This is a genomic window from Streptomyces sp. NPDC015220 (assembly GCF_043079345.1).
GTDB lineage: Bacteria > Actinomycetota > Actinomycetes > Streptomycetales > Streptomycetaceae > Streptomyces.
Genome location: NZ_JBIBUK010000007.1, coordinates 84,443 through 102,528 on the forward strand (window position 1 = coordinate 84,443; position 18,086 = coordinate 102,528).

The 18,086-nt window shown below is 72.1% G+C and carries 19 protein-coding genes; 2 read left to right on the top strand and 17 right to left on the bottom strand.

Annotated elements, in window-relative coordinates; all coding sequences use genetic code 11:
* Positions 1-6: 6 nt before the first annotated feature.
* A complete protein-coding gene (rlmN, locus tag ACF061_RS17160) occupies positions 7-1,113 on the bottom strand; it encodes a 23S rRNA (adenine(2503)-C(2))-methyltransferase RlmN (RefSeq protein WP_392267690.1) in 1,107 nt (368 codons plus the stop codon).
* A gap of 362 nt (positions 1,114-1,475) precedes the next feature.
* Between rlmN and ACF061_RS17165 the strand changes: the two genes are divergently transcribed.
* Positions 1,476-1,769 carry a hypothetical protein gene (locus ACF061_RS17165; RefSeq protein WP_392267691.1) on the top strand — a complete coding sequence of 98 codons (294 nt, stop codon included), beginning with the start codon at positions 1,476-1,478 and terminating at the stop codon, positions 1,767-1,769.
* A gap of 96 nt (positions 1,770-1,865) precedes the next feature.
* Here the strand turns inward: ACF061_RS17165 and ACF061_RS17170 are convergent, their stop codons facing one another.
* From ACF061_RS17170 to rpsB, 5 genes are all read right to left on the bottom strand, one after another.
* The gene (locus tag ACF061_RS17170) at positions 1,866-3,185 is read right to left on the bottom strand and encodes a phosphatidate cytidylyltransferase (RefSeq protein WP_392267692.1); all 1,320 of its coding nucleotides are present in this window, start codon (positions 3,183-3,185) and stop codon (positions 1,866-1,868) included.
* Positions 3,185-3,742: a ribosome recycling factor gene (gene frr, locus ACF061_RS17175; protein WP_392267693.1), complete on the bottom strand. Its 558-nt coding sequence runs from the start codon at positions 3,740-3,742 to the stop codon at positions 3,185-3,187. Before frr ends, ACF061_RS17170 begins: the two co-directional genes overlap by 1 nt.
* Before the next feature lie 266 nt (positions 3,743-4,008).
* Entirely contained in the window at positions 4,009-4,767 is a 759-nt protein-coding gene (pyrH, locus tag ACF061_RS17180) for a UMP kinase (RefSeq protein ID WP_392267694.1), read from the bottom strand.
* A 207-nt stretch (positions 4,768-4,974) separates the two neighbouring features.
* Complete coding sequence (tsf, locus tag ACF061_RS17185; RefSeq protein WP_392267695.1) at positions 4,975-5,811, bottom strand: translation elongation factor Ts; 837 nt, start codon at positions 5,809-5,811, stop codon at positions 4,975-4,977.
* A gap of 163 nt (positions 5,812-5,974) precedes the next feature.
* The gene (gene rpsB, locus ACF061_RS17190; protein ID WP_392267696.1) at positions 5,975-6,871 is read right to left on the bottom strand and encodes a 30S ribosomal protein S2; all 897 of its coding nucleotides are present in this window, start codon (positions 6,869-6,871) and stop codon (positions 5,975-5,977) included.
* 281 nt (positions 6,872-7,152) lie between these two features.
* Between rpsB and ACF061_RS17195 the strand changes: the two genes are divergently transcribed.
* Positions 7,153-7,848, top strand: a complete 696-nt coding sequence (locus ACF061_RS17195; RefSeq protein WP_392267876.1) for a murein hydrolase activator EnvC family protein — start codon at positions 7,153-7,155, stop codon at positions 7,846-7,848.
* A 218-nt stretch (positions 7,849-8,066) separates the two neighbouring features.
* Here ACF061_RS17195 and ACF061_RS17200 read toward each other — a convergent pair whose 3' ends face one another.
* From ACF061_RS17200 to lepB (ACF061_RS17250), 11 genes are all read right to left on the bottom strand, one after another.
* Positions 8,067-8,621 carry a TetR/AcrR family transcriptional regulator gene (locus ACF061_RS17200; RefSeq protein ID WP_392267877.1) on the bottom strand — a complete coding sequence of 185 codons (555 nt, stop codon included), beginning with the start codon at positions 8,619-8,621 and terminating at the stop codon, positions 8,067-8,069.
* 75 nt (positions 8,622-8,696) lie between these two features.
* The gene (gene whiG, locus ACF061_RS17205) at positions 8,697-9,539 is read right to left on the bottom strand and encodes an RNA polymerase sigma factor WhiG (protein ID WP_392267697.1); all 843 of its coding nucleotides are present in this window, start codon (positions 9,537-9,539) and stop codon (positions 8,697-8,699) included.
* Between the two features lie 291 nt (positions 9,540-9,830).
* A complete protein-coding gene (gene dprA / locus ACF061_RS17210; protein WP_392267878.1) occupies positions 9,831-10,961 on the bottom strand; it encodes a DNA-processing protein DprA in 1,131 nt (376 codons plus the stop codon).
* A gap of 329 nt (positions 10,962-11,290) precedes the next feature.
* The gene (locus ACF061_RS17215; protein WP_392267698.1) at positions 11,291-12,916 is read right to left on the bottom strand and encodes a YifB family Mg chelatase-like AAA ATPase; all 1,626 of its coding nucleotides are present in this window, start codon (positions 12,914-12,916) and stop codon (positions 11,291-11,293) included.
* Entirely contained in the window at positions 12,916-13,317 is a 402-nt protein-coding gene (locus ACF061_RS17220) for a YraN family protein (RefSeq protein ID WP_392267699.1), read from the bottom strand. Before ACF061_RS17220 ends, ACF061_RS17215 begins: the two co-directional genes overlap by 1 nt.
* A 108-nt stretch (positions 13,318-13,425) precedes the next feature.
* Positions 13,426-13,734, bottom strand: a complete 309-nt coding sequence (locus tag ACF061_RS17225; protein ID WP_009190879.1) for a DUF2469 domain-containing protein — start codon at positions 13,732-13,734, stop codon at positions 13,426-13,428.
* 56 nt (positions 13,735-13,790) lie between these two features.
* The gene (locus ACF061_RS17230; RefSeq protein ID WP_392267700.1) at positions 13,791-14,315 is read right to left on the bottom strand and encodes an NUDIX hydrolase; all 525 of its coding nucleotides are present in this window, start codon (positions 14,313-14,315) and stop codon (positions 13,791-13,793) included.
* Positions 14,305-15,081, bottom strand: a complete 777-nt coding sequence (gene lepB, locus ACF061_RS17235) for a signal peptidase I (protein ID WP_392267701.1) — start codon at positions 15,079-15,081, stop codon at positions 14,305-14,307. The genes ACF061_RS17230 and lepB (ACF061_RS17235) overlap by 11 nt, the downstream gene beginning before the upstream one ends.
* Positions 15,082-15,241: 160 nt before the next feature.
* Positions 15,242-16,255: a signal peptidase I gene (gene lepB, locus ACF061_RS17240; RefSeq protein ID WP_392267702.1), complete on the bottom strand. Its 1,014-nt coding sequence runs from the start codon at positions 16,253-16,255 to the stop codon at positions 15,242-15,244.
* Positions 16,143-17,237 (bottom strand): signal peptidase I, encoded by a 1,095-nt coding sequence (gene lepB / locus ACF061_RS17245; protein ID WP_392267703.1) that lies wholly within the window; start codon positions 17,235-17,237, stop codon positions 16,143-16,145. Before lepB (ACF061_RS17245) ends, lepB (ACF061_RS17240) begins: the two co-directional genes overlap by 113 nt.
* Positions 17,230-17,961: a signal peptidase I gene (gene lepB, locus ACF061_RS17250; RefSeq protein ID WP_392267704.1), complete on the bottom strand. Its 732-nt coding sequence runs from the start codon at positions 17,959-17,961 to the stop codon at positions 17,230-17,232. Before lepB (ACF061_RS17250) ends, lepB (ACF061_RS17245) begins: the two co-directional genes overlap by 8 nt.
* Between the last annotated feature and the right edge of the window lie 125 nt (positions 17,962-18,086).

Consider the following 18,086-nt stretch of genomic DNA (forward strand, 5'->3'; position numbering starts at 1 on the left):
GTCCGGCTACCTCTCGGTGGCGGCGAGCTGACCGCACGCGCCGTCGATCTCCTGCCCGCGGGTGTCCCGGATGGTCACCGGCACCCCGTGCGCGGCGATCGCCTCGACGAACGCCTTCTCGTCCTCGGGGCGCGAGGCGGTCCACTTGGAGCCGGGGGTCGGGTTGAGCGGGATGAGGTTCACGTGCACCGGCCTGCCCTTGAGGAGCCGGCCGAGCCGGTCGCCGCGCCAGGCCTGGTCGTTGATGTCCCGGATCAGCGCGTACTCGATGGACAGCCGACGCCCGGACCTCGCGGTGTACTCGAACCCGGCGTCCAGCACCTCGCGCACCTTCCACCGCGTGTTGACCGGGACGAGGGTGTCGCGCAGCTCGTCGTCGGGTGCGTGCAGGGAGATCGCGAGCCGGCACTTGAAGCCCTCGTCGGCGAACCGGTGGATCGCCGGGACCAGACCCACCGTGGAGACGGTGATCCCGCGCTGGGACAGGCCGAGCCCGTCCGGCTCCGGGTCGGTCAGGGCACGGATGGCGCCGACGACCCGGTTGTAGTTGGCGAGCGGCTCGCCCATGCCCATGAACACGATGTTGGACAGCCGCGCCGGTCCGCCCGGCACCTCGCCGTCGCGCAGGGCCCGCATGCCGTCCACGATCTGGTGCACGATCTCCGCGGTGGACAGGTTCCGGTCGAGCCCGGCCTGCCCGGTGGCGCAGAAGGGGCAGTTCATCCCGCAGCCCGCCTGCGAGCTGATGCACATGGTCACCCGGTCCGGGTAGCGCATGAGCACCGACTCCACGAGCGTCCCGTCGAACAGCCGCCACAGCGTCTTGCGCGTGGTGCCCTCGTCGGTGGACAGGTGCCGTACGACCGTCATCAGATCGGGGAGCAGCGCCTCGCGCAGCTTGGTCCGCGAGGCGGCCGGGATGTCGGTCCACTGCTCCGGGTCGTGCGCGTACCGCGCGAAGTAGTGCTGCGAGAGCTGCTTGGCACGGAACGGCTTCTCGCCGATCGCGGCGACGGCCTCCTTGCGCTCGGCAGGCGAAAGATCGGCAAGGTGCCGCGGCGGCTTCTTGGCTCCGCGCGGGGCGACGAAAGTGAGTTCTCCGGGCTTGGGCATGGTGCTACCAGTGTCGCAGATCAAATCTTGTGGCCTGCGGCTGAAGTCCCGGGTGGTGGTCGTCACCGGTCGTAGCCCGTCGTCGCCGGCCACCCCCGGGCGGTCCACGGACGGCCCGGCCGCTGCCTCGCCGAGCCGGGGATCGCCCACGGCTGCCGGGTCCCGCAGCGTCCGTCGAGACCGCCACTTACGTCTTGCGCGGCACCGGCCGGCTCTCCGGAGGCACGGCGCGAGCAGGCCGTGCCCCCTGTTCGGCGTCAGCCCTTTCCCAGGCAGTTCGGCCACTCTCCGCCGCGAGAGTCGCCGACGGACCGAACGGCACGGCTCTGGCCAGGTGACGCCATGAACAGGCCGCCGCTCCCATGGCCTCGACAACCCGGAGCGACGGCGACGCGGCGGTCGACCGTAGGTTCCTGGAGCTCCTCGCCGACCGCCGCAGGCGCCGGCAGCTCCTCTCCCTGAAGATCGTCTGCTGTGTGCTGACCGCCGGCTTCCTGGCCTCCCTCGGCCTCACCGTCTGGCAGCTCACGGTCCCCTTCGCGCTCGCCGGCGTCTACGTCGGACTGGCCGGCGTGTTCGCCACGGCCACCGGTGTCTGCGCCACCCCGTACCACCAGCGCCGCAAGCGCGGGCGCGGCGACCGCGCCGGCTACTGACCCGGTGCGCCACCGGACGGAGCCACGCCCGGCGCCCTGAACGGCGGCGAGCCCGCCACCCGTCGGGTGGGGGGCTCGCCGCCGTTCGGTCGGGACTCAGGCCGAGCCGACGAAGACCACCAGCAGCAGCCACACCACCGGAGCGGTGGGCAGCAGGGAGTCCAGGCGGTCCATGATGCCGCCGTGGCCCGGAAGCAGGGTGCCCATGTCCTTGATGCCCAGGTCCCGTTTGATCATGGACTCGCCGAGGTCGCCGAGGGTGGCGCTGGCCGCGACCGCGAGGCCGAGGACCAGGCCCTGCCACCAGGCGCCGTCGTCGATCAGGAACTGCATGCACAGCGCACCGGCCACCATGGCGAAGGCGATGGCGCCGAACAGGCCCTCCCGGGTCTTGCCCGGGCTGATGCGCGGGGCGAGCTTGTGCTTGCCCAAGCGCCAGCCGACGGCGTACGCGCCCGTGTCGCTGACCACCGTCAGCAGCAGGAAGGTCAGGACGCGGAACGGGCCGTCGTCCGCGGTGAGCATCATCGCCACGAACGTGGCCAGGAACGGCACGTAGAAGGCGGCGAAGACACCGGCCGTGACGTCCTTGAGGTAGCCCTCCGGCGGCTGTGTCATCCGCCAGACCAGCACCGCGAGCGTGGTCAGCGCCATCGCCACCCAGGCGCCCTCGGCGTCCCGGACATATCCGGCGACCACCATCGCGGCGCCGCCGACCGCCAGCGGAACGAGCGGCGCCTTGATGTCCTTGCGCTCCTGGAGCCGCGCGGTCAGCTCCCACAGACCGACCACGACGGCGACCGCGATCACGCCGACGAAGACGGCCTTGACGATGAACAGCGAGGCGATGATCACCACGCCGAGGCCCAGACCGACTCCTATGGCAGCGCCCAGGTCCCGGCCCGCGCTCTTCTTCTGCGGGGCGGGCGCCGGCTGCGGGGCGTCGGGCATGGGCTCCGGATTCTGCGACGCCGCACCGTGGGCGGGCGACGTCTGCGGCGTGTCGTAGGGCCGCGGCTGCGGCGCGTCGTACTGCTGCGGCTGCGGCGGTATGCCGTACGACGGCGGTTGCGGCCGCGCGTGCTGCGCGTCGTACTGCTGCGGCGCCTCGTACGACTGCGGGTGCGGCTGCGCGTGCTGTGCGTAGGACTGCGGATGCGGTGTGCCGTGGGGCTGTGCGGTCTCGTCGCGGAACAAGGGGCCGCCCGTCCGGACGGCCCCCCGGTCGTCATCCTGGTTTCCGCCGTGTGCGGGCACCTCGGGCACGATGGGCATGGGGCGAGTCTGCTGGGCGCCCTGCGCATCGTACGCGGGACCCGCGGGGGCGGCCCCCGGGACGGGGCCCTGGCCGGACGGCCCGTCCACGGGTCCCCAGTACCCGACTTGCTGCGGCGCTCCCCAGGAAGAGTCGTTCATCAGACCTCGAGCAGCTCCGACTCCTTGTGCTTCAGGAGCTCGTCCACCTGCGCGACGTACTTCGCGGTGGTGTCGTCGAGCTCCTTCTCCGCACGCCGGCCCTCGTCCTCGCCGACCTCGCCGTCCTTGATCAGCTTGTCGATGGCGTCCTTGGCCTTGCGGCGCACCGAGCGGATGGACACCTTGGCGTCCTCGGCCTTGCCCTTGGCCACCTTGATGTAGTCGCGGCGGCGCTCCTCGGTCAGCTCGGGGAACACCACCCGGATGATGTTGCCGTCGTTGCTCGGGTTGACGCCCAGGTCCGAGTCCCGGATCGCCTGCTCGATGTTGCGCAGCGCGCTCTTGTCGAACGGGGTAACGACCGCCATCCGCGGCTCCGGCACGGAGAACGAAGCCAGCTGGTTGATCGGCGTCGGCGCGCCGTAGTAGTCGGCCACGATCTTGTTGAACATCGCCGGGTGCGCACGGCCGGTGCGGATCGCGGCGAAGTCCTCCTTGGCGACCACGACGGCCTTCTCCATCTTCTCCTCGGCCTCGAGGAGGGTCTCTTCGATCACCACTTGCTCCTGCGTGTCTTGAGTAGGCCCGGCCGCGGTTCCTTGTCGGGGCCGACGGCCGGCTGCGTCGCGTCTTCTTCCTGCACGGTTCCCGACCGGCAGGACATTGTCCATCCCCCGGCCCAGGTCCGCCCCGCCCGTCCCCCGGACAGGTGCCGCGTCCCGGACGGTGTCGTGCCTTGAACGGGTGACCCGGCCGGCCGGCCCCGGTCCGGCACCGATGGTCCCGTCCGGTCCCGGACCGGGCCGGGGCGGTCGGTCCCGGGTCAGTCCCGGTCGGCCTGGTCACCCACAAGCGTGCCGATCTTCTCACCCTTGACGGCGCGGGCGATATTGCCCTCCGTCAGGAGTTCGAAGACGACGATGGGGAGCCGGTTGTCGCGGCAGAGCGTGATCGCCGTGGCGTCGGCGACCTTCAGGTCGCGCGTGATGACCTCGCCGTAGCCGAGGGCGTCGAACTTCACCGCGTCCGGGTTGGCCTTCGGGTCGGAGTCGTACACCCCGTCCACGCCGTTCTTGCCCATGAGCAGCGCCTCGGCGTCGATCTCCAGGGCGCGCTGGGCGGCGGTGGTGTCGGTGGAGAAGTACGGCATGCCCATACCGGCGCCGAAGATGACCACACGGCCCTTCTCCATGTGGCGCACGGCGCGCAGCGGGATGTACGGCTCGGCGACCTGGCCCATGGTGATGGCGGTCTGGACCCGGCTGTCGATGCCTTCCTTCTCCAGGAAGTCCTGGAGGGCGAGGCAGTTCATCACGGTGCCCAGCATGCCCATGTAGTCCGAGCGGGCGCGGTCCATGCCGCGCTGCTGGAGTTCGGCGCCGCGGAAGAAGTTGCCGCCGCCGATCACGACCGCGATCTGGGCGCCGTCCTGCACGACGGCCGCGATCTCGCGGGCGATGGCGTGCACCACGTCCGGGTCGACGCCCAGGCCCCCGCCGCCGGAGAATGCCTCTCCGGACAGCTTCAGCAGAAACCGGCCGGTCACTTTGCCGTCGTCGCTCTTCTGGGCCTTGGTGGTCATTGAGATCCCGCCTCTGTTACGTGGTGCACATGCGAAGAAGGCCATTGCCGGTGGGGCGTGTTTCGCATCCCATGCTCGGCAATGGCCTCCTCGTCAGATCTGCTGTCGTCCGTCACACGCGTGTGCGCGGCGGCATACGCGGGCGTCGTGGACGACTGCTGTCGACCCTATCGGGGTCGGGCGTCCGTCGCGGTACGGACTACGGTCTCAGATGCCGACCTTGATGCGCGTGAAGCGCTTCAGGGTGACACCGGCCTCGTCCAGAACCTTCTGGACCGACTTCTTGTTGTCCAGCGCGTAGGGCTGGCCGAGCAGCGTGGCGTCCTTGAAGAACCCGTTCAGACGACCCTCGACGATCTTGGCGATCGCGGCCTCGGGCTTGCCCTCGGCGCGGGTGGTCTCCTCGGCGATGCGACGCTCGGACTCGACGACGTCGGCCGGCACGTCCTCCTTGGAGAGGTACTTCGGCGCGAACGCGGCGATGTGCTGGGCGATGCCCTTGGCGACCTCGGCGTTGGGCTTGTCGAGCTCGACGAGGACACCGATCTGCGGGGGCAGGTCGGGCATCGTGCGGTGCATGTACGCGGCCACGAAACCGTCGGAGAACTGCGCGAAGCGGTCCAGGACGATCTTCTCGCCGAGGTTGGCGTTGGCCTCGTCCACGAACGCCTGGACGGTCTTGCCGGCCTCGATCTCGGAGGCGAGCAGGGCCTCGAGGTCGGCCGGGGAGGACTTGGCGACGTGCTCGGCGATGGCCTTGGCGACGGCCTGGAACTTGTCGCCCTTGGCGACGAAGTCCGTCTCGCACTTCAGCTCGACGAGGACACCGGAGGAGTTGTCGTCGGCGAGGATCGACACCACGGCGCCGTTCTCGGCGGAGCGGCCCTCGCGCTTGGCGACGCCCTTCTGGCCCTTGATGCGCAGCGCCTCGACGGCCTTCTCGACGTTGCCCTCGGCCTCGTCCAGCGCCTTCTTGCAGTCCATCATGCCGGCGCCCGTGAGCTCACGGAGCTTCTTGACGTCGGCGGCGGTGTAGTTCGCCATGAGTCTGTGAATCTTTCTCGAAGTCTGGAAGATCGAAGATCAGGGGGCCTGCGGTCCCCACCGCCCATGAAGCGGGGGCCCGCTGACGCGCCGCTGAGCTACGGGTGAACGGCGGGAGCGGTCTTCATGCACCGCTCCCGCCGTCAACGCTGGCGCTGACGGGTCAGGCCTGCTGCTCGCCCTCGGCGGCCGGAGCCTCGGCAGCCGGGGCCTCGGCGGCGGGAGCCTCGGCGGCCGGAGCCTCGGCCGGCTTCTCGGCCTCGGCGGGGGCGGCCTCGTCGGCCTTCTTCTCGCCCTCGAGGAGGTCGCGCTCCCACTCGGCGAGCGGCTCGCCGGCGGCCTTCTCGCCCTTGTCACCGGTGGCGACGCGCGAGCGGGAGATGAGGCCCTCGGCGACGGCGTCGGCGATCACACGGGTGAGCAGGGTGACGGAGCGGATCGCGTCGTCGTTGCCCGGGATCTTGTAGTCGACCTCGTCGGGGTCGCAGTTGGTGTCGAGGATGGCGACGACCGGGATGTTGAGCTTCCGGGCCTCGCCGACCGCGATGTGCTCCTTCTTGGTGTCCACGATCCAGACGGCGCTGGGCACCTTCTGCATCTCGCGGATACCGCCGAGGGTCTTCTCCAGCTTGGCCTTCTCGCGGGAGAGGACCAGCAGCTCCTTCTTGGTGAGGCCGGAGGCGGCCACGTCCTCGAAGTCGATCTGCTCGAGCTCCTTCAGGCGCTGCAGGCGCTTGTAGACGGTCGAGAAGTTGGTGAGCATGCCGCCCAGCCAGCGCTGGTTGACGTAGGGCATGCCGACGCGGGTGGCCTGCTCGGCGATGGCCTCCTGCGCCTGCTTCTTCGTGCCGACGAACATGACCGTGCCGCCGTGGGCCACGGTCTCCTTGACGAACTCGTAGGCGCGGTCGATGTACGACAGCGACTGGAGCAGGTCGATGATGTAGATGCCGTTGCGCTCGGTGAAGATGAAGCGCTTCATCTTCGGGTTCCAACGACGGGTCTGGTGACCGAAGTGGACGCCGCTCTCCAGCAGCTCCCGCATCGTGACGACGGCCATGGCCGTACTCCTTGAGTTTCTCGGTTGTGCCGCGGATGCCGGACGGCTCCCGCGCCTGACGCCCGCGGTGCGCCGTGCCACGAAGGACCGAGGGGCGCTGACACCGACCGTTGCCGGCCTGTGTGTCGGGGCGTGCGAAGTCGACCCGGTGACCCGGGTCGCCACGAGAAGTGTACGGGACCCGGAAGGCGCCGGGTGACGCCGCTCTCCACAACCGGCGGGTTGTCCACAGGACCGGACCGCGGACGGCGGGGTCGCGGCACCGTGGACGCATGTTCCGGATGCGCGGGAAACGATGTGTGAGCAGGCGGCTCGGGCCGCCGCTGGGCCTTACTGCGGCCGTCCTGGCCCCGGTGGCGTGGGCGGGCGGCGGCGTCCCGGCCCAGCCGGCGGCTCCGGTGGCCCGGACGGCGTGGGCGGCGGCTCCGGCCGATCCGGGCGATCCCGGCGCCCCGGGCGCTCCGGCAGGGCGGGAGGCGGCCGACGGGGCGGTGCCGGCCGTGGGCCGCGTGTGGCCGGTGGGGACACGCCCACCGGTGCTGCGCGGCTGGGAACCGCCGGCGACGCCGTACGGGCCCGGTCACCGCGGTGTGGACCTGGGGGTGCCGCCGGGTGCCCCCGTACGGACGGCGGCGGCGGGCCGGGTGTCCTTCGCGGGACTCGTGGCGGGGCGGGGCGTGGTGTCCGTGGAGCTGGCGGGGACGGGCGCCCCTCCCCTGCGGACGACCTACGAGCCGGTGCGGGCGACGGTGCGTCAGGGCGAGGAGGTGACCGCCGGCGAGGTGATCGGAACGGTGGAGGCGTCCGGCTCCCACTGCGGGAGCGGATGCCTGCACTGGGGCCTGCTGCGCGGCGGGACCTACCTGGACCCGCTGCTGCTCCTGCCGCCCCGGCTGCTGAACCCGGCCCCGTCGAGACTGTTGCCGGTCCCCGGGGCGCCCTTGCCCCGGGCCCTCCGGCTCGTAGAGCCCGGGTGAGGCGGGCGGCCGACCCGGAGGGGGCGCGTGGGCAGGGGCGCACGGCCGGAGGCACGGAGCTGACGGCCCGGACGGGGCTGCACGGACCTGACGGCACCGGCCCTGGTGGCCCGACCTGGCGCCACGGACGGGGCCGGCGACGCGGGGCGCACGCACCGCGAACACCATCCGCCGGGCGGCGGCCGGTCCCGGCCGCCGCCCGGCGGTCTCGGCCGGTCTCAGCCGCGGACTCCGCGGAGCGCCATCCGCACGGCTTCCCGGGCGACGTCCGAGGGCTCCTCGGCGCCCATCTCGATCCTCCGCACGGCCGCGTCCACCACGCCCTGGAGCAGCATCGCCGCCAACCTGGGCCGGCCGTTGCCCAACTCCGTCAGGGATTCGACGACCATGGCGACGAGCTGGCCGTGCGCGGCCCGGATCTTCTCCCTCGCCCCCGCGTCCAGCTCGCTCGCCGAGATCGCCACCACCGCCCGGTGCCGCCGGTCCCCGACCAGTTCGAGCTGTTTGCGGACGTACGCCTCGACCTTGGCCTCCGGCCCGTCGGCGGCCGCCATCGCCACCGAGACCTCCGCCGCCCAGACCGGGAAGTCGACGGCGCACAGCTCCTCGACCACGGCGGCCCGCGACCGGAAGTACTCGTACACCGACGACCGCGCCAGCCCCGTCCGTTCGGCCAGGGCCGGGAACGTCAGGGCTTCCGTCCCGCCCTCGGACAGCAGGGTCCGGGCCGCGTCCAGCAGGGCGGCTCGCTGCATCGACCGGTGCTCGGCCACGGAGGCCGCTCGAATCCTTGGCACGTCAAACACTTTACGGACGCGTCACCCGGGGCGGGAGCGACCACGGCCGGATCAGCGCCCGAAGCTCGCCAGTTTGGCGCGCAGCTGGAGCACGGACTTGGTGTGGATCTGGCTGACCCGGCTCTCGGTCACACCGAGCACGTTGCCGATCTCGGCCAGCGTCAGGCCCTCGTAGTAGTACAGCGTGACCACGGTCTTCTCCCGCTCGGGAAGCGTGTTGATCGCCCGGGCCAGGAACCGCCGCAGCTCGCGGTCCTCGGCCACCTCCACCGGGTTGTCGGCGGCGGTGTCCTCCAGGGTGTCCATGAAGCTCAGCCCGTCCCCGTCCTCACCGCCGACGTGCAGCAGTTCCTCCAGGGCGACCACGTTGGCCAGCGACAACTGGCTGAACACCGCGTGGAGTTCGTCCACCGCGATGCCCATCTCGGCGGCCACCTCGGTCTCGGTCGGGGTGCGCCGCAGCCGGGCCTCCAGCGTCGCGTAGGCCCGCTCGACGTTCCGGGCCTTCTGCCGCACCGAGCGGGGAATCCAGTCCAGCGCGCGCAGTTCGTCGATCATCGCGCCCCGGATGCGGGTGATCGCGTACGTCTCGAACTTGATCTCCCGGTCGATGTCGAACTTCTCGATCGCGTCGATGAGCCCGAACACGCCGGAGGACACGAAGTCGGCCTGTTCCACGTTGGGCGGCAGACCGACGCTCACCCGTCCCGCCACGTACTTCACCAGCGGCGAGTAGTGCAGGATGAGCTGCTCCCGCAGCCGGTCGTCCCCCGTCGCCTTGTACGACCGCCACAGCTCGTCGAGAGTCGAGGGAGCGGGCGGCCGCGCGCTGCCACCGTCGCGGGCGGCTGGAGGGAGCGCCGCCCGGTCTGACCCGGAGGTGTGCTGGGGCATTCGTCGCCTTGTGCCGTTCTGCCGTGGAGTGCGGGCGTCTGGGGTGTCTGGATGAGCTGTCGGTCTCGGTCGGTTGCGGTTCGGTGGTCGGGGTATCAGCGTCGGAACCACGTGAGCGTAGCGTGACTGGAGTGTCGCGGTGCGCGAACGGCGGGGTGCGGAGCGTGCGCAGATACGTTCCGCACGGCGTCCCCCCGGGTCACCCCTGTCACTGAGGGTGACAAGGGGAACGCTCAACCGCGTGAATTTCCACGGGTGTCGGCGTTCCCCCGGACGGCCGAACACTCTCGGTCAACACCCGTGGCGGCCCGCTCGGGCGGAGATCACCGCCTGGCGTGTCAACTTCCATCCCTCGCCGTGTCGCTCGACGTAGCCAAGCGCTCGGAGTTCGTACAGTCGCGCGATCGCGTCGTCCGCCGTCGTCCGGGCCTCCCGGGCGACGGCGGCCGCGGTCACCGTGCCGTGCGCCGGCAGCGCCGCCAGAACCTGCCGGGCGTCGGGTTCGAGCAGGTCGCGCGGGAGCACGGGGCCGTGCCGGTCGGGTGCCAGCTCGCCCATGTCGCCGACCAGTTCGACGACCTCCGCGGCGTCGGTGACGAGTGTCGCCCCGTCGCGCAGCAGTTCGTGGACGCCGGCGGAGAGCGCGCTGGTGACGGGGCCCGGAACGCCCATGGTGTGCCGGCCCAGCCGCTGCGCCGCCCGTGCGGTGACCAGCGATCCGCTGCGGTGGGCGGCCTCCACGACCACCGTGCCGCGGGTGAGCGCCGCGATGACCCTGTTGCGGACGATGAACCTGCTCGGGGTCGGATGGTCACCGGGCGGCAGCTCGCCGATCACCAGGCCCTGCTCGGCGATCCTGTTGATCAGCGTGGTGTGGCCGCGCGGATAGGGGCGGTCGACGCCGCAGGCCAGGACGGCGACGGTGGCGCCGCCGCTGTGGAGCGTGCCCCGGTGGGCCGCGCCGTCGACTCCGTAGGCGCCGCCCGACACCACCACCCAGCCGCGTTCGGCGAGGCCGGCGGCGAGGTCCGCGGCGACGTGCGCCCCGTACTCGGTGCAGGCCCGGGCGCCGACCAGGGCGACCGAACGCAGTGCCCACATCCGCAGGCTGGGCCCGCCGCGCACCCACAGTCCGGTGGGGCGGGCGTCCCCCAGGTCGTCGAGCTGGGCGGGCCACTCGGCGGTGCCCGGACGTACGAACCGCACGCCGGCGTCCCGGGCCGCGGCGAGGTCCCGCTCGGGGTCGGCCCGCGCGGCCCGTGCGCACAGTCCGGCCCACCGTTCGTGCGACACGCCGGGAAGCCTCGGGCCGCCGTCCCGCAGCCGCCGGGCCACCTCCACGGCCCCCAGTAGCCGCAGCCAACGTCCGCCGGTCGCGTCCCCGGGTTCCACGACGCGGCTGAGGAAGACCCGGGCGAGCAGTTCGGTGTCCGGCCGGCCGGAGCCGCCGCCCCCGCCCGGGTGATCCGGATGATCCGGATGATCCGAGTGGTCCGGTGGGTCCGTCGGATCCGGGTGACCCGAGTGGTCCCGGCAGGCGAGGTGATCCGGGTGACCGGAGCGGCCGGAGCCGGGGCCGTCCGGGCTGTCCACCGCCCGGTCCCGGCGGTTCGGGCCTTCGGGGCAGTCCGGGCCGCCGGGGCCGCGGGAGCCGCCAGGGCGGTTCGCGCCGTCGGAGCCGTCCGGGCCATGGGAGCCGTCGGGGCCGGAGAGGTTCGGGTCCTCCGCGTGATCGCGGGTGTCCCGGGGGCTCATGCCGGTGCCCCGATGGTCATGGGCACGCCGCGCGGTACTCCGGTGCGCAGTTGGAGGGCGAGGGCGACGTCGCACGCGTGGGGCCGGTCGTGGCCGGCGAGGTCCGCCACCGTCCAGGCGACCCGGAGCACACGATCGAGTCCCCGGGCGGTGAGCACGCCCCGTTCCAGGCTGCGTTCGGCGGCGTCCATCGCACCGGGCGCCGCGTGCCAGCGGGTGCGCAGTTCATGTCCGGGCACCTCGCCGTTGGCCCGCCACGGGGTGTCCGCGAGGCGCGCGGCGGCACGTGCCCGTGCGGCCCGCACCCGTCCGGCCACGGTCGCGGTGGACTCGCCGCGGGCGTCGCGCCGCGCCAGTTCGCCCCGGGTGACCGGCTCCGCCTCGACCCGCAGGTCCACCCGGTCCAGCAGCGGGCCGGAGAGCCGGGCCTGGTAGCGGCGGATCGCCGAGGGCGGGCATTCGCACAGGTTCTCCCGTCGCGAGAAACGGCCGCAGGGGCACGGGTTGGCCGCGAGGACCATCAGGAACTTCGCCGGGAACCGCACCACTCCGGCGCTGCGGGCGATCACCACGTGCCCGGACTCCAGGGGCTGGCGCAGGGCGTCGAGGGCGTGGCCGCTGAATTCGGGGGTCTCGTCCAGGAAGAGCACGCCACGATGAGCGAGGGAGACGGCGCCGGGCCGGGCCACTCCGTGGCCGCCTCCGACGAGCGCCTGCATGGTGGCCGAGTGGTGCGGGGCGCAGTAGGGGGCCAGGTCGATCAGCGGCTTGCCCGGTGGCAGCAGCCCGGCCACCGAGTGCACCGCCGTGACCTCCAGCGACTCCTGGCGGCCGAGCGGTGGCAGGACGGCGGGCAACCGCTCGGCGAGCATGGTCTTGCCCGCGCCGGGCGGTCCCTCCAGGAACAGGTGGTGGCCGCCGGCCGCGGCGACCTCCAGTGCCGTGCGCGCGGAGGTCTGGCCGACCACGTCGGCGAGGTCGGGGCACCGCTCCTGCTGGGCGGCGCCGATGCCGTGCACGCCGGTGGCCGGGCCGGCGCCGGGCACGCGCAGTCCGGCCAGGAGCGGGTCCGGGCGGCCCTGTTCGTCCGGTTCCTCCTCGGGTACGGGTTCGTCGGTCAGCACGGCGATCAGCTGCCGCAGGCTGCGGATGCCGAGCACCGAGACACCGGGCACCAGCGAGGCCTCTGCGGCGGCGCACTCCGGCACGACCACCTGTTCGTAGCCGGCCCCGGCGGCGGCCAGCACCGCCGGGAGGATGCCGCGCACGGGGCGCACCCGGCCGTCCAGGCCGAGTTCGCCGATCATGACGATGTCGGCGAGCACCCGGGGGTCGATCCGCTCGGCCGCGCCGAGTACCGCGCAGGCGACGGCCAGGTCGAAGCCGCTGCCGGCCTTGGGGACCGAGGCGGGGCTGAGCCCGACCGTGAGTTTCCGCTGCGGCCATTCGCCTCCGGAGTTGACCACGGCGGCCCGGACCCGGTCCCGGCTCTCGGTCAGGCTCTTGTCCGGGAGCCCCACCAGGGTGAAGGCGGCGACGCCCGGTTCGAGGTCGGCCTGCACCTCCACCACCACGCCCTCCACGCCGACGAGGGCCACGGAGCACGTACGGGCGAAGCCCATCAGGCGGCCCCCCGAACATGCTCGACGACGGGCGCGCCGCGCCGGGGCAGCAGGACGCCGACGAGGTCGATGCGGACGCCTCCCGGGGGTGCTCCGCCGTGGGTCTGGATCCAGCGTTGCGCGAGGCCGCGCAGCCGTTCGGCCTTCTCCCGGGTGATCGCGGCCATCGGGTGCTGGAAGCCCGTGGCCCTGCGGGTCTTGACCTCGCAGACGACCAGGACGTCACCGTCCCGCGCCACGATGTCGATCTCGCCGGCCCTGCCGCCGCGCCAGTTGCGCTCCAGGACCGTGAGACCGGCCTGGGCCAGCCGGCGCGCGGCCAGGCCCTCCCCGTACCTGCCGAGCGCGCTGCGCGCCTGATGGGTGTTCATGTCGGCACCACCTCCGGCGCCAACCGTCACGCATCCGTGCCGACCGTGTGGATCTTGGTGGGCTACTCACCGGTTGTGGACAACCTTGCCACCCACACGAGTGACCTTCCTCGGGCGCGGGGCCGCTCAGCGCGGCCCTCAGCCGCCGGGCAGCTCCAGCTCGCTCTTGCTCAACTCCTCAATGTTCACGTCCTTGAACGTGAGCACACGTACCTGCTTGACGAACCGGGCCGGCCGGTACATGTCCCACACCCAGGCATCGGCCATCGACACCTCGAAGAACACCTCGCCCTGGACCGAGTGCACCTGCATCTCGTAGTCGTTGGTGAGGTAGAAACGCCGCTCGGTCTCGATCACGTATTTGAACAGACCGACGACATCGCGGTACTCCCGGTAGAGCTTCAGCTCCATCTCGGTCTCGTACTTCTCGAGGTCCTCGGCGCTCATGGCATGTTCCCCTTCAGCCGTACGGTCCCCCCATTGTGCGCCAGGCCCGTACGCCCCTAGACGATTTCGGTGTCGAGGGTCACGGGCGCGGCAGGCGGACCTTCGTCGAGCAGTGTGCGCAGCAGCTCGGCGAGTCTGGTCGGATACACGGTCTCATGGGACCGGGCCAGTTCCTGACACGTCCACCAGCGTGCGCCCACGACGCTGCGCCGCTCCAGTTCGGTCAGGGCCGTGGCCGCGGTCGCCGTCCGGGTCGTCCGGGCGAGGTAGTACCACTCGTCCTGGTCCCACCGGCGGCCGGCGAACGGGAAGGAGCACCTGCGCCGCCACAGCACCGGGCCGAGGTCGACCTCGGTGATGCCGGTCTCCTCCGCGAGTTCCCGGCGGGCGGCCTCCTCACGGGTCTCGTCGCCCTCCAGGCCGCCGCCGGGGGTGAACCACCAGTCGTCGGCCGGATCATCCGGCTCGTGGCCGTGCAGCAGCAGGATGCGGTCCTCGGGGTCGAGCAACACCACCCGGGCCACCTTGCGCAGCCCTCCGGTGTACGCGTCCCCGCCGGGAGCCGTCGCCTCAGCGGACACCGGCCGGCTCCGTCCGCGTGCGGGCGCGGGACCGGCCCGCCCGCGTGGCGATCGGGCCGTAGGCGCCGCCGGCGAGGACGAGAACCGCGCCGGCGACGATCAGGACGACGATGGTGCGCAGCGGACCGGGCCGGGAGAGCGGGCCGAGCGCCTCAAAGCCGGTGGGCCGCTCCAGCATCCCCTTCGCGGGCCAGATCACGGCGTCCACCCGGGCGCTCACATCGCTGCGGGAGACGGTGCCCCGGGCGGCGTCGGTGAGGTGGGCGGTGGAGTCCAGGGAACCCTGGCGTTCGTCGCCGAGCAGGAAAAGGCGGCCCTCGGGCACCTTCACCGTGGGGAAGTTCGTGATCTCGGCGGGGCCGCCCTTCAGGTACGGCTCGTCGATCTCCTTGCCGTTGACGGTCAGCCTGCCCTTCGTGCAGCAGGAGACGGTGTCCCCGCCGACGGCCACCACACGCTTGACCACCGGCGCGTCCGCCACCCAGCTCTTGTCACGGAAGACGACGACGTCGCCACGGCGCACCTCGCCCCCGTCGACGCGCTGGGCCAGCACCCGGTCGCCCATGCCGATGGTGGGCGTCATCGAACTGGTGGGCACGGTGTACGGGCGGTAGACGACCGCCGCCCACGCGAACCCGCCGAGGAACAGCGCCAGACCCAGCGCCACGGCCACTCCGGACAGCCGCTGTCCCGTTCCGCCACCCACCGGGCCCCTGCCTGTGCCGCCGCTGCGCGGGGCCGTACGCGTCGTGCTCTCGCCACCCATGGACCCGCACCCTACCCGGCGGTACCGAAACCGGTCAGCCCCTCGTCCACGCCCCGCTCCACAGCTCCACCGAGGCTTCACAGCGGCCGGGCGGCGGGAACGGAACGCTCCCTACCGCCCCATTCGTCCGGCCGGAGCCGGCCCGGGCCGCCCCGGGGGCTCAGCGGCTTCCGGCGGCGGTGGTCGCGGTGCCCGTGCCGGGCGCGGCCTGCGCGGAGCGCCTGCGGCGCCACACCACCACCGGCACGACCGCGCTGAGGGCCACGCCGCCCGGCGCGACCGTCAGCGCGCCCGCGGCCGAGGACTGCTGGTCGAGGTTGGGCTGGTCGAAGGTGTCCGGAACCGGCAGGGTGCCCCAGCGGCCGACCGGCCAGGCCCGTACGATGGCGCGGCCCACGACCTCGTCGACCGGGACCATGCCGTGGTGCTTGTCGGTCTGGTTGTAGCGCGAGTCGCGGGAGTTCTGCCGGTGGTCGCCCATGACCCAGACGTAACCCTCGGGCACCTTCACCTTGAACTGGCCGCCCTGGTCGTCGACGCTGCACGGGGTGTTGCCCTCGTAGACGTACGACCGCTCGTCCAGCGCCTTGCCGTTGACCAGCACCGGGCCGGAGCCCCTGCACTCGACGGTGTCGCCACCGACGCCGATGACGCGCTTGATCAGGTCCTTCTCCTCCGCCGACGGCATCAGGCCGATCCAGCTGAGCACCGTCTGCAGGGCGTTCGGGCTGGCCGTGGGCTCGCCCTCCAGCCAGTCGTCCGGGTCGTGGAAGACGATGACCTCGCCGCGGTCGGGCTCGGAGCCGAACCACGGGGTCAGCTTGTCGACCAGGACCCGGTCGCCCCGCTGCAGGGTGTTCTGCATCGAGTCGCTGGGAATCGAGAACGCCTGTACCAGGAAGGTCTTGATCAACAGTGCCAGCACCAGCGCGATGCCGACCAGGATCGGCAGCTCCTTCCAGAAGGAGCGCGGCTTGTGCTGGTCCGGGGAGGTGCCGCCGGTCCCCTGATCGTCGGTCTGGCTGTGCTCCGTCACCATGCCGTCCTCGGCCGCTCCACTCTCATTCCCGGAGGTCACGGCGCTGTCCGCGACGGGGGCCGCCGCGTCCCCGTGGCGACCGCGGTGCTCCTCGCCGTCGCCTCCGGACCGTGCACCAACCGCCACATCCCCCACGCCAACTCCTTACGCCGCGCCGCCGCCTGCGCCGTGCACGGCGCAGGCCCACCACTCCCATAACGAGCGGGAGTTCCGCAGGGCTCGGGAGTTGAACCGATCTGTTGGGATCGTAGGACGCAACCCTATGCGACGACCGGGCCGCGGTGTCCGACCCGGCCGCCGAGTCGGTCACCGAGGCGAAGGTTTTGGGTTCCGCCAGTCGGGTCCAGTGACCGACGGGCCACCCGATCCACATGGCCCGGCCGACCACCGAGTCCTGCGAGACGGTCCCCTTGTACGGCGTGTTCAGGTGGTACCGCGAGTCCGCGGAGTTGCCCCGGTGGTCGCCCATCACCCACAGGCGGCCCTTGGGGACGGTGATGTCGAACGGGATGTCGGACGGATCGTTGCCCGGGTAGAGGTAGTCGCCCTCGTTCAGGGGAACGCCGTTGACGGTGATCCGTCCCTGCGCGTCGCAGCACTTGACGTGGTCCCCGCCGACCCCCACCACCCGCTTGATGAGGTCCTTCTCGTCGTCGGAGGGCAGCAGGCCGATGAAGGTGAGGCCTTCCTTGATCTGCTTGACGCCGACCGGGTCGTTCTGCTTCTCCGTCTGCTCGCCCGCCAGCCAGCCGCCCGGGTCGTGGAAGACGACGACGTCCCCGCGGTGCGGCTTGGAGCCGAACCACGGGGTCAGCTTGTCGACCAGCACCCGGTCGCCGATGCGGATGGTCTGCTCCATGGAGCCCGACGGGATCACGAAGGCCTGCACGAGGAAGGTCTTCAGCACCAGGGCGATGAGCACGGCGACGCCGACCAGGAGCGGGATCTCCCGGACCGCGGAGCTCCGGCGCTTGCGCTTGACCTTGCGCTGCAGCTTGCGCCGCTCCGCGCGGGTGCGCCCGCCGGCCGGGGAGGCGGCACGCCGCGTCCCGATGGGCGGCGGGCCGCCGACGGCGCCCTGCTGCGACGCGCCGCGCGGTTTGCCCCGGTTACCCATGGGCGCCGTCCGAACGGCCGGCCGCGGGCACGCCCGCATAGGCGCCCGGGCGGGTGAGACGGGCCCGGTGGCCGAAGGGCCACGCGATCCAGTCGGCCCGGCCGATCACGTCGCCGACCGGGATCATGCCGCCGCCCGGTGAGCCCAGGTGGTCACGGGAGTCGCTGGAGTCGCCGCGGTGGTCGCCGAGGACGAACAGGGTGCCGTCGGGCACCACGACGTCGAAGGGCACCGTGGAGGGGCGGTCGCCGGGCTGGAGGAAGGACGACTCGTCGACCGACCGGCCGTTCACCTGGATCCTGCCCTCCTTGTCACAGCAGACCACGTGGTCGCCCCCCACACCCACAACGCGTTTGATGTAGTCGGCGTCCCCGAAGTACCCCGTGCCGTCGAACACGACCACGTCGCCGCGTCGCGGCCCCGGTCCGAAACGGTACGCCAGCTTGTTCACGAGGACGCGGTCCCCGATCCTCAGTCCCGGCTCCATGGATCCGCTCGGGATCTGGAACGGCTGTGCCACGAACGTGTTGACGAGGAGCAGCAGGACCAGGCAGATCAGCGCGGTCAGGGTGATCCGCCCGCCGGGCAGCCAGTCGACGATCCGTGCCGTCAACGACGAACGCGACCGGTCCTCCGGCCCCCGCGGGTCCGGAGTCTCCTCGGATCCGGTGCCGTGGGGGCGGGAGGAGCGGTCGCGCTCCGTCGGCTGTGCTTCGGTGTCCATCGGGGCGGAATGCTATCCCGCCCCGCCATGAACCCGCTTTTCCGGTCGCTCACCGCCAGAACGCCGAAGCCGGCGGGTGGGGAGGGCGATCGCGTGCGGCCCCTCGGGCCTTCACGCGTTCGCCC

Bases quoted from the DNA above. Each gene is read 5' to 3' on its own strand.
- rlmN (WP_392267690.1), bottom strand. From the start codon at position 1,113: ATGCCCAAGCCCGGAGAACTCACTTTCGTCGCCCCGCGCGGAGCCAAG.
- ACF061_RS17165 (WP_392267691.1), top strand. From the start codon at position 1,476: ATGGCCTCGACAACCCGGAGCGACGGCGACGCGGCGGTCGACCGTAGG.
- ACF061_RS17170 (WP_392267692.1), bottom strand. From the start codon at position 3,185: ATGAACGACTCTTCCTGGGGAGCGCCGCAGCAAGTCGGGTACTGGGGA.
- pyrH (WP_392267694.1), bottom strand. From the start codon at position 4,767: ATGACCACCAAGGCCCAGAAGAGCGACGACGGCAAAGTGACCGGCCGG.
- tsf (WP_392267695.1), bottom strand. From the start codon at position 5,811: ATGGCGAACTACACCGCCGCCGACGTCAAGAAGCTCCGTGAGCTCACG.
- rpsB (WP_392267696.1), bottom strand. From the start codon at position 6,871: ATGGCCGTCGTCACGATGCGGGAGCTGCTGGAGAGCGGCGTCCACTTC.
- ACF061_RS17195 (WP_392267876.1), top strand. From the start codon at position 7,153: ATGCGCGGGAAACGATGTGTGAGCAGGCGGCTCGGGCCGCCGCTGGGC.
- whiG (WP_392267697.1), bottom strand. From the start codon at position 9,539: ATGCCCCAGCACACCTCCGGGTCAGACCGGGCGGCGCTCCCTCCAGCC.
- ACF061_RS17215 (WP_392267698.1), bottom strand. From the start codon at position 12,916: ATGGGCTTCGCCCGTACGTGCTCCGTGGCCCTCGTCGGCGTGGAGGGC.
- ACF061_RS17225 (WP_009190879.1), bottom strand. From the start codon at position 13,734: ATGAGCGCCGAGGACCTCGAGAAGTACGAGACCGAGATGGAGCTGAAG.
- lepB (WP_392267701.1), bottom strand. From the start codon at position 15,081: ATGGGTGGCGAGAGCACGACGCGTACGGCCCCGCGCAGCGGCGGCACA.
- lepB (WP_392267703.1), bottom strand. From the start codon at position 17,237: ATGGGTAACCGGGGCAAACCGCGCGGCGCGTCGCAGCAGGGCGCCGTC.
- lepB (WP_392267704.1), bottom strand. From the start codon at position 17,961: ATGGACACCGAAGCACAGCCGACGGAGCGCGACCGCTCCTCCCGCCCC.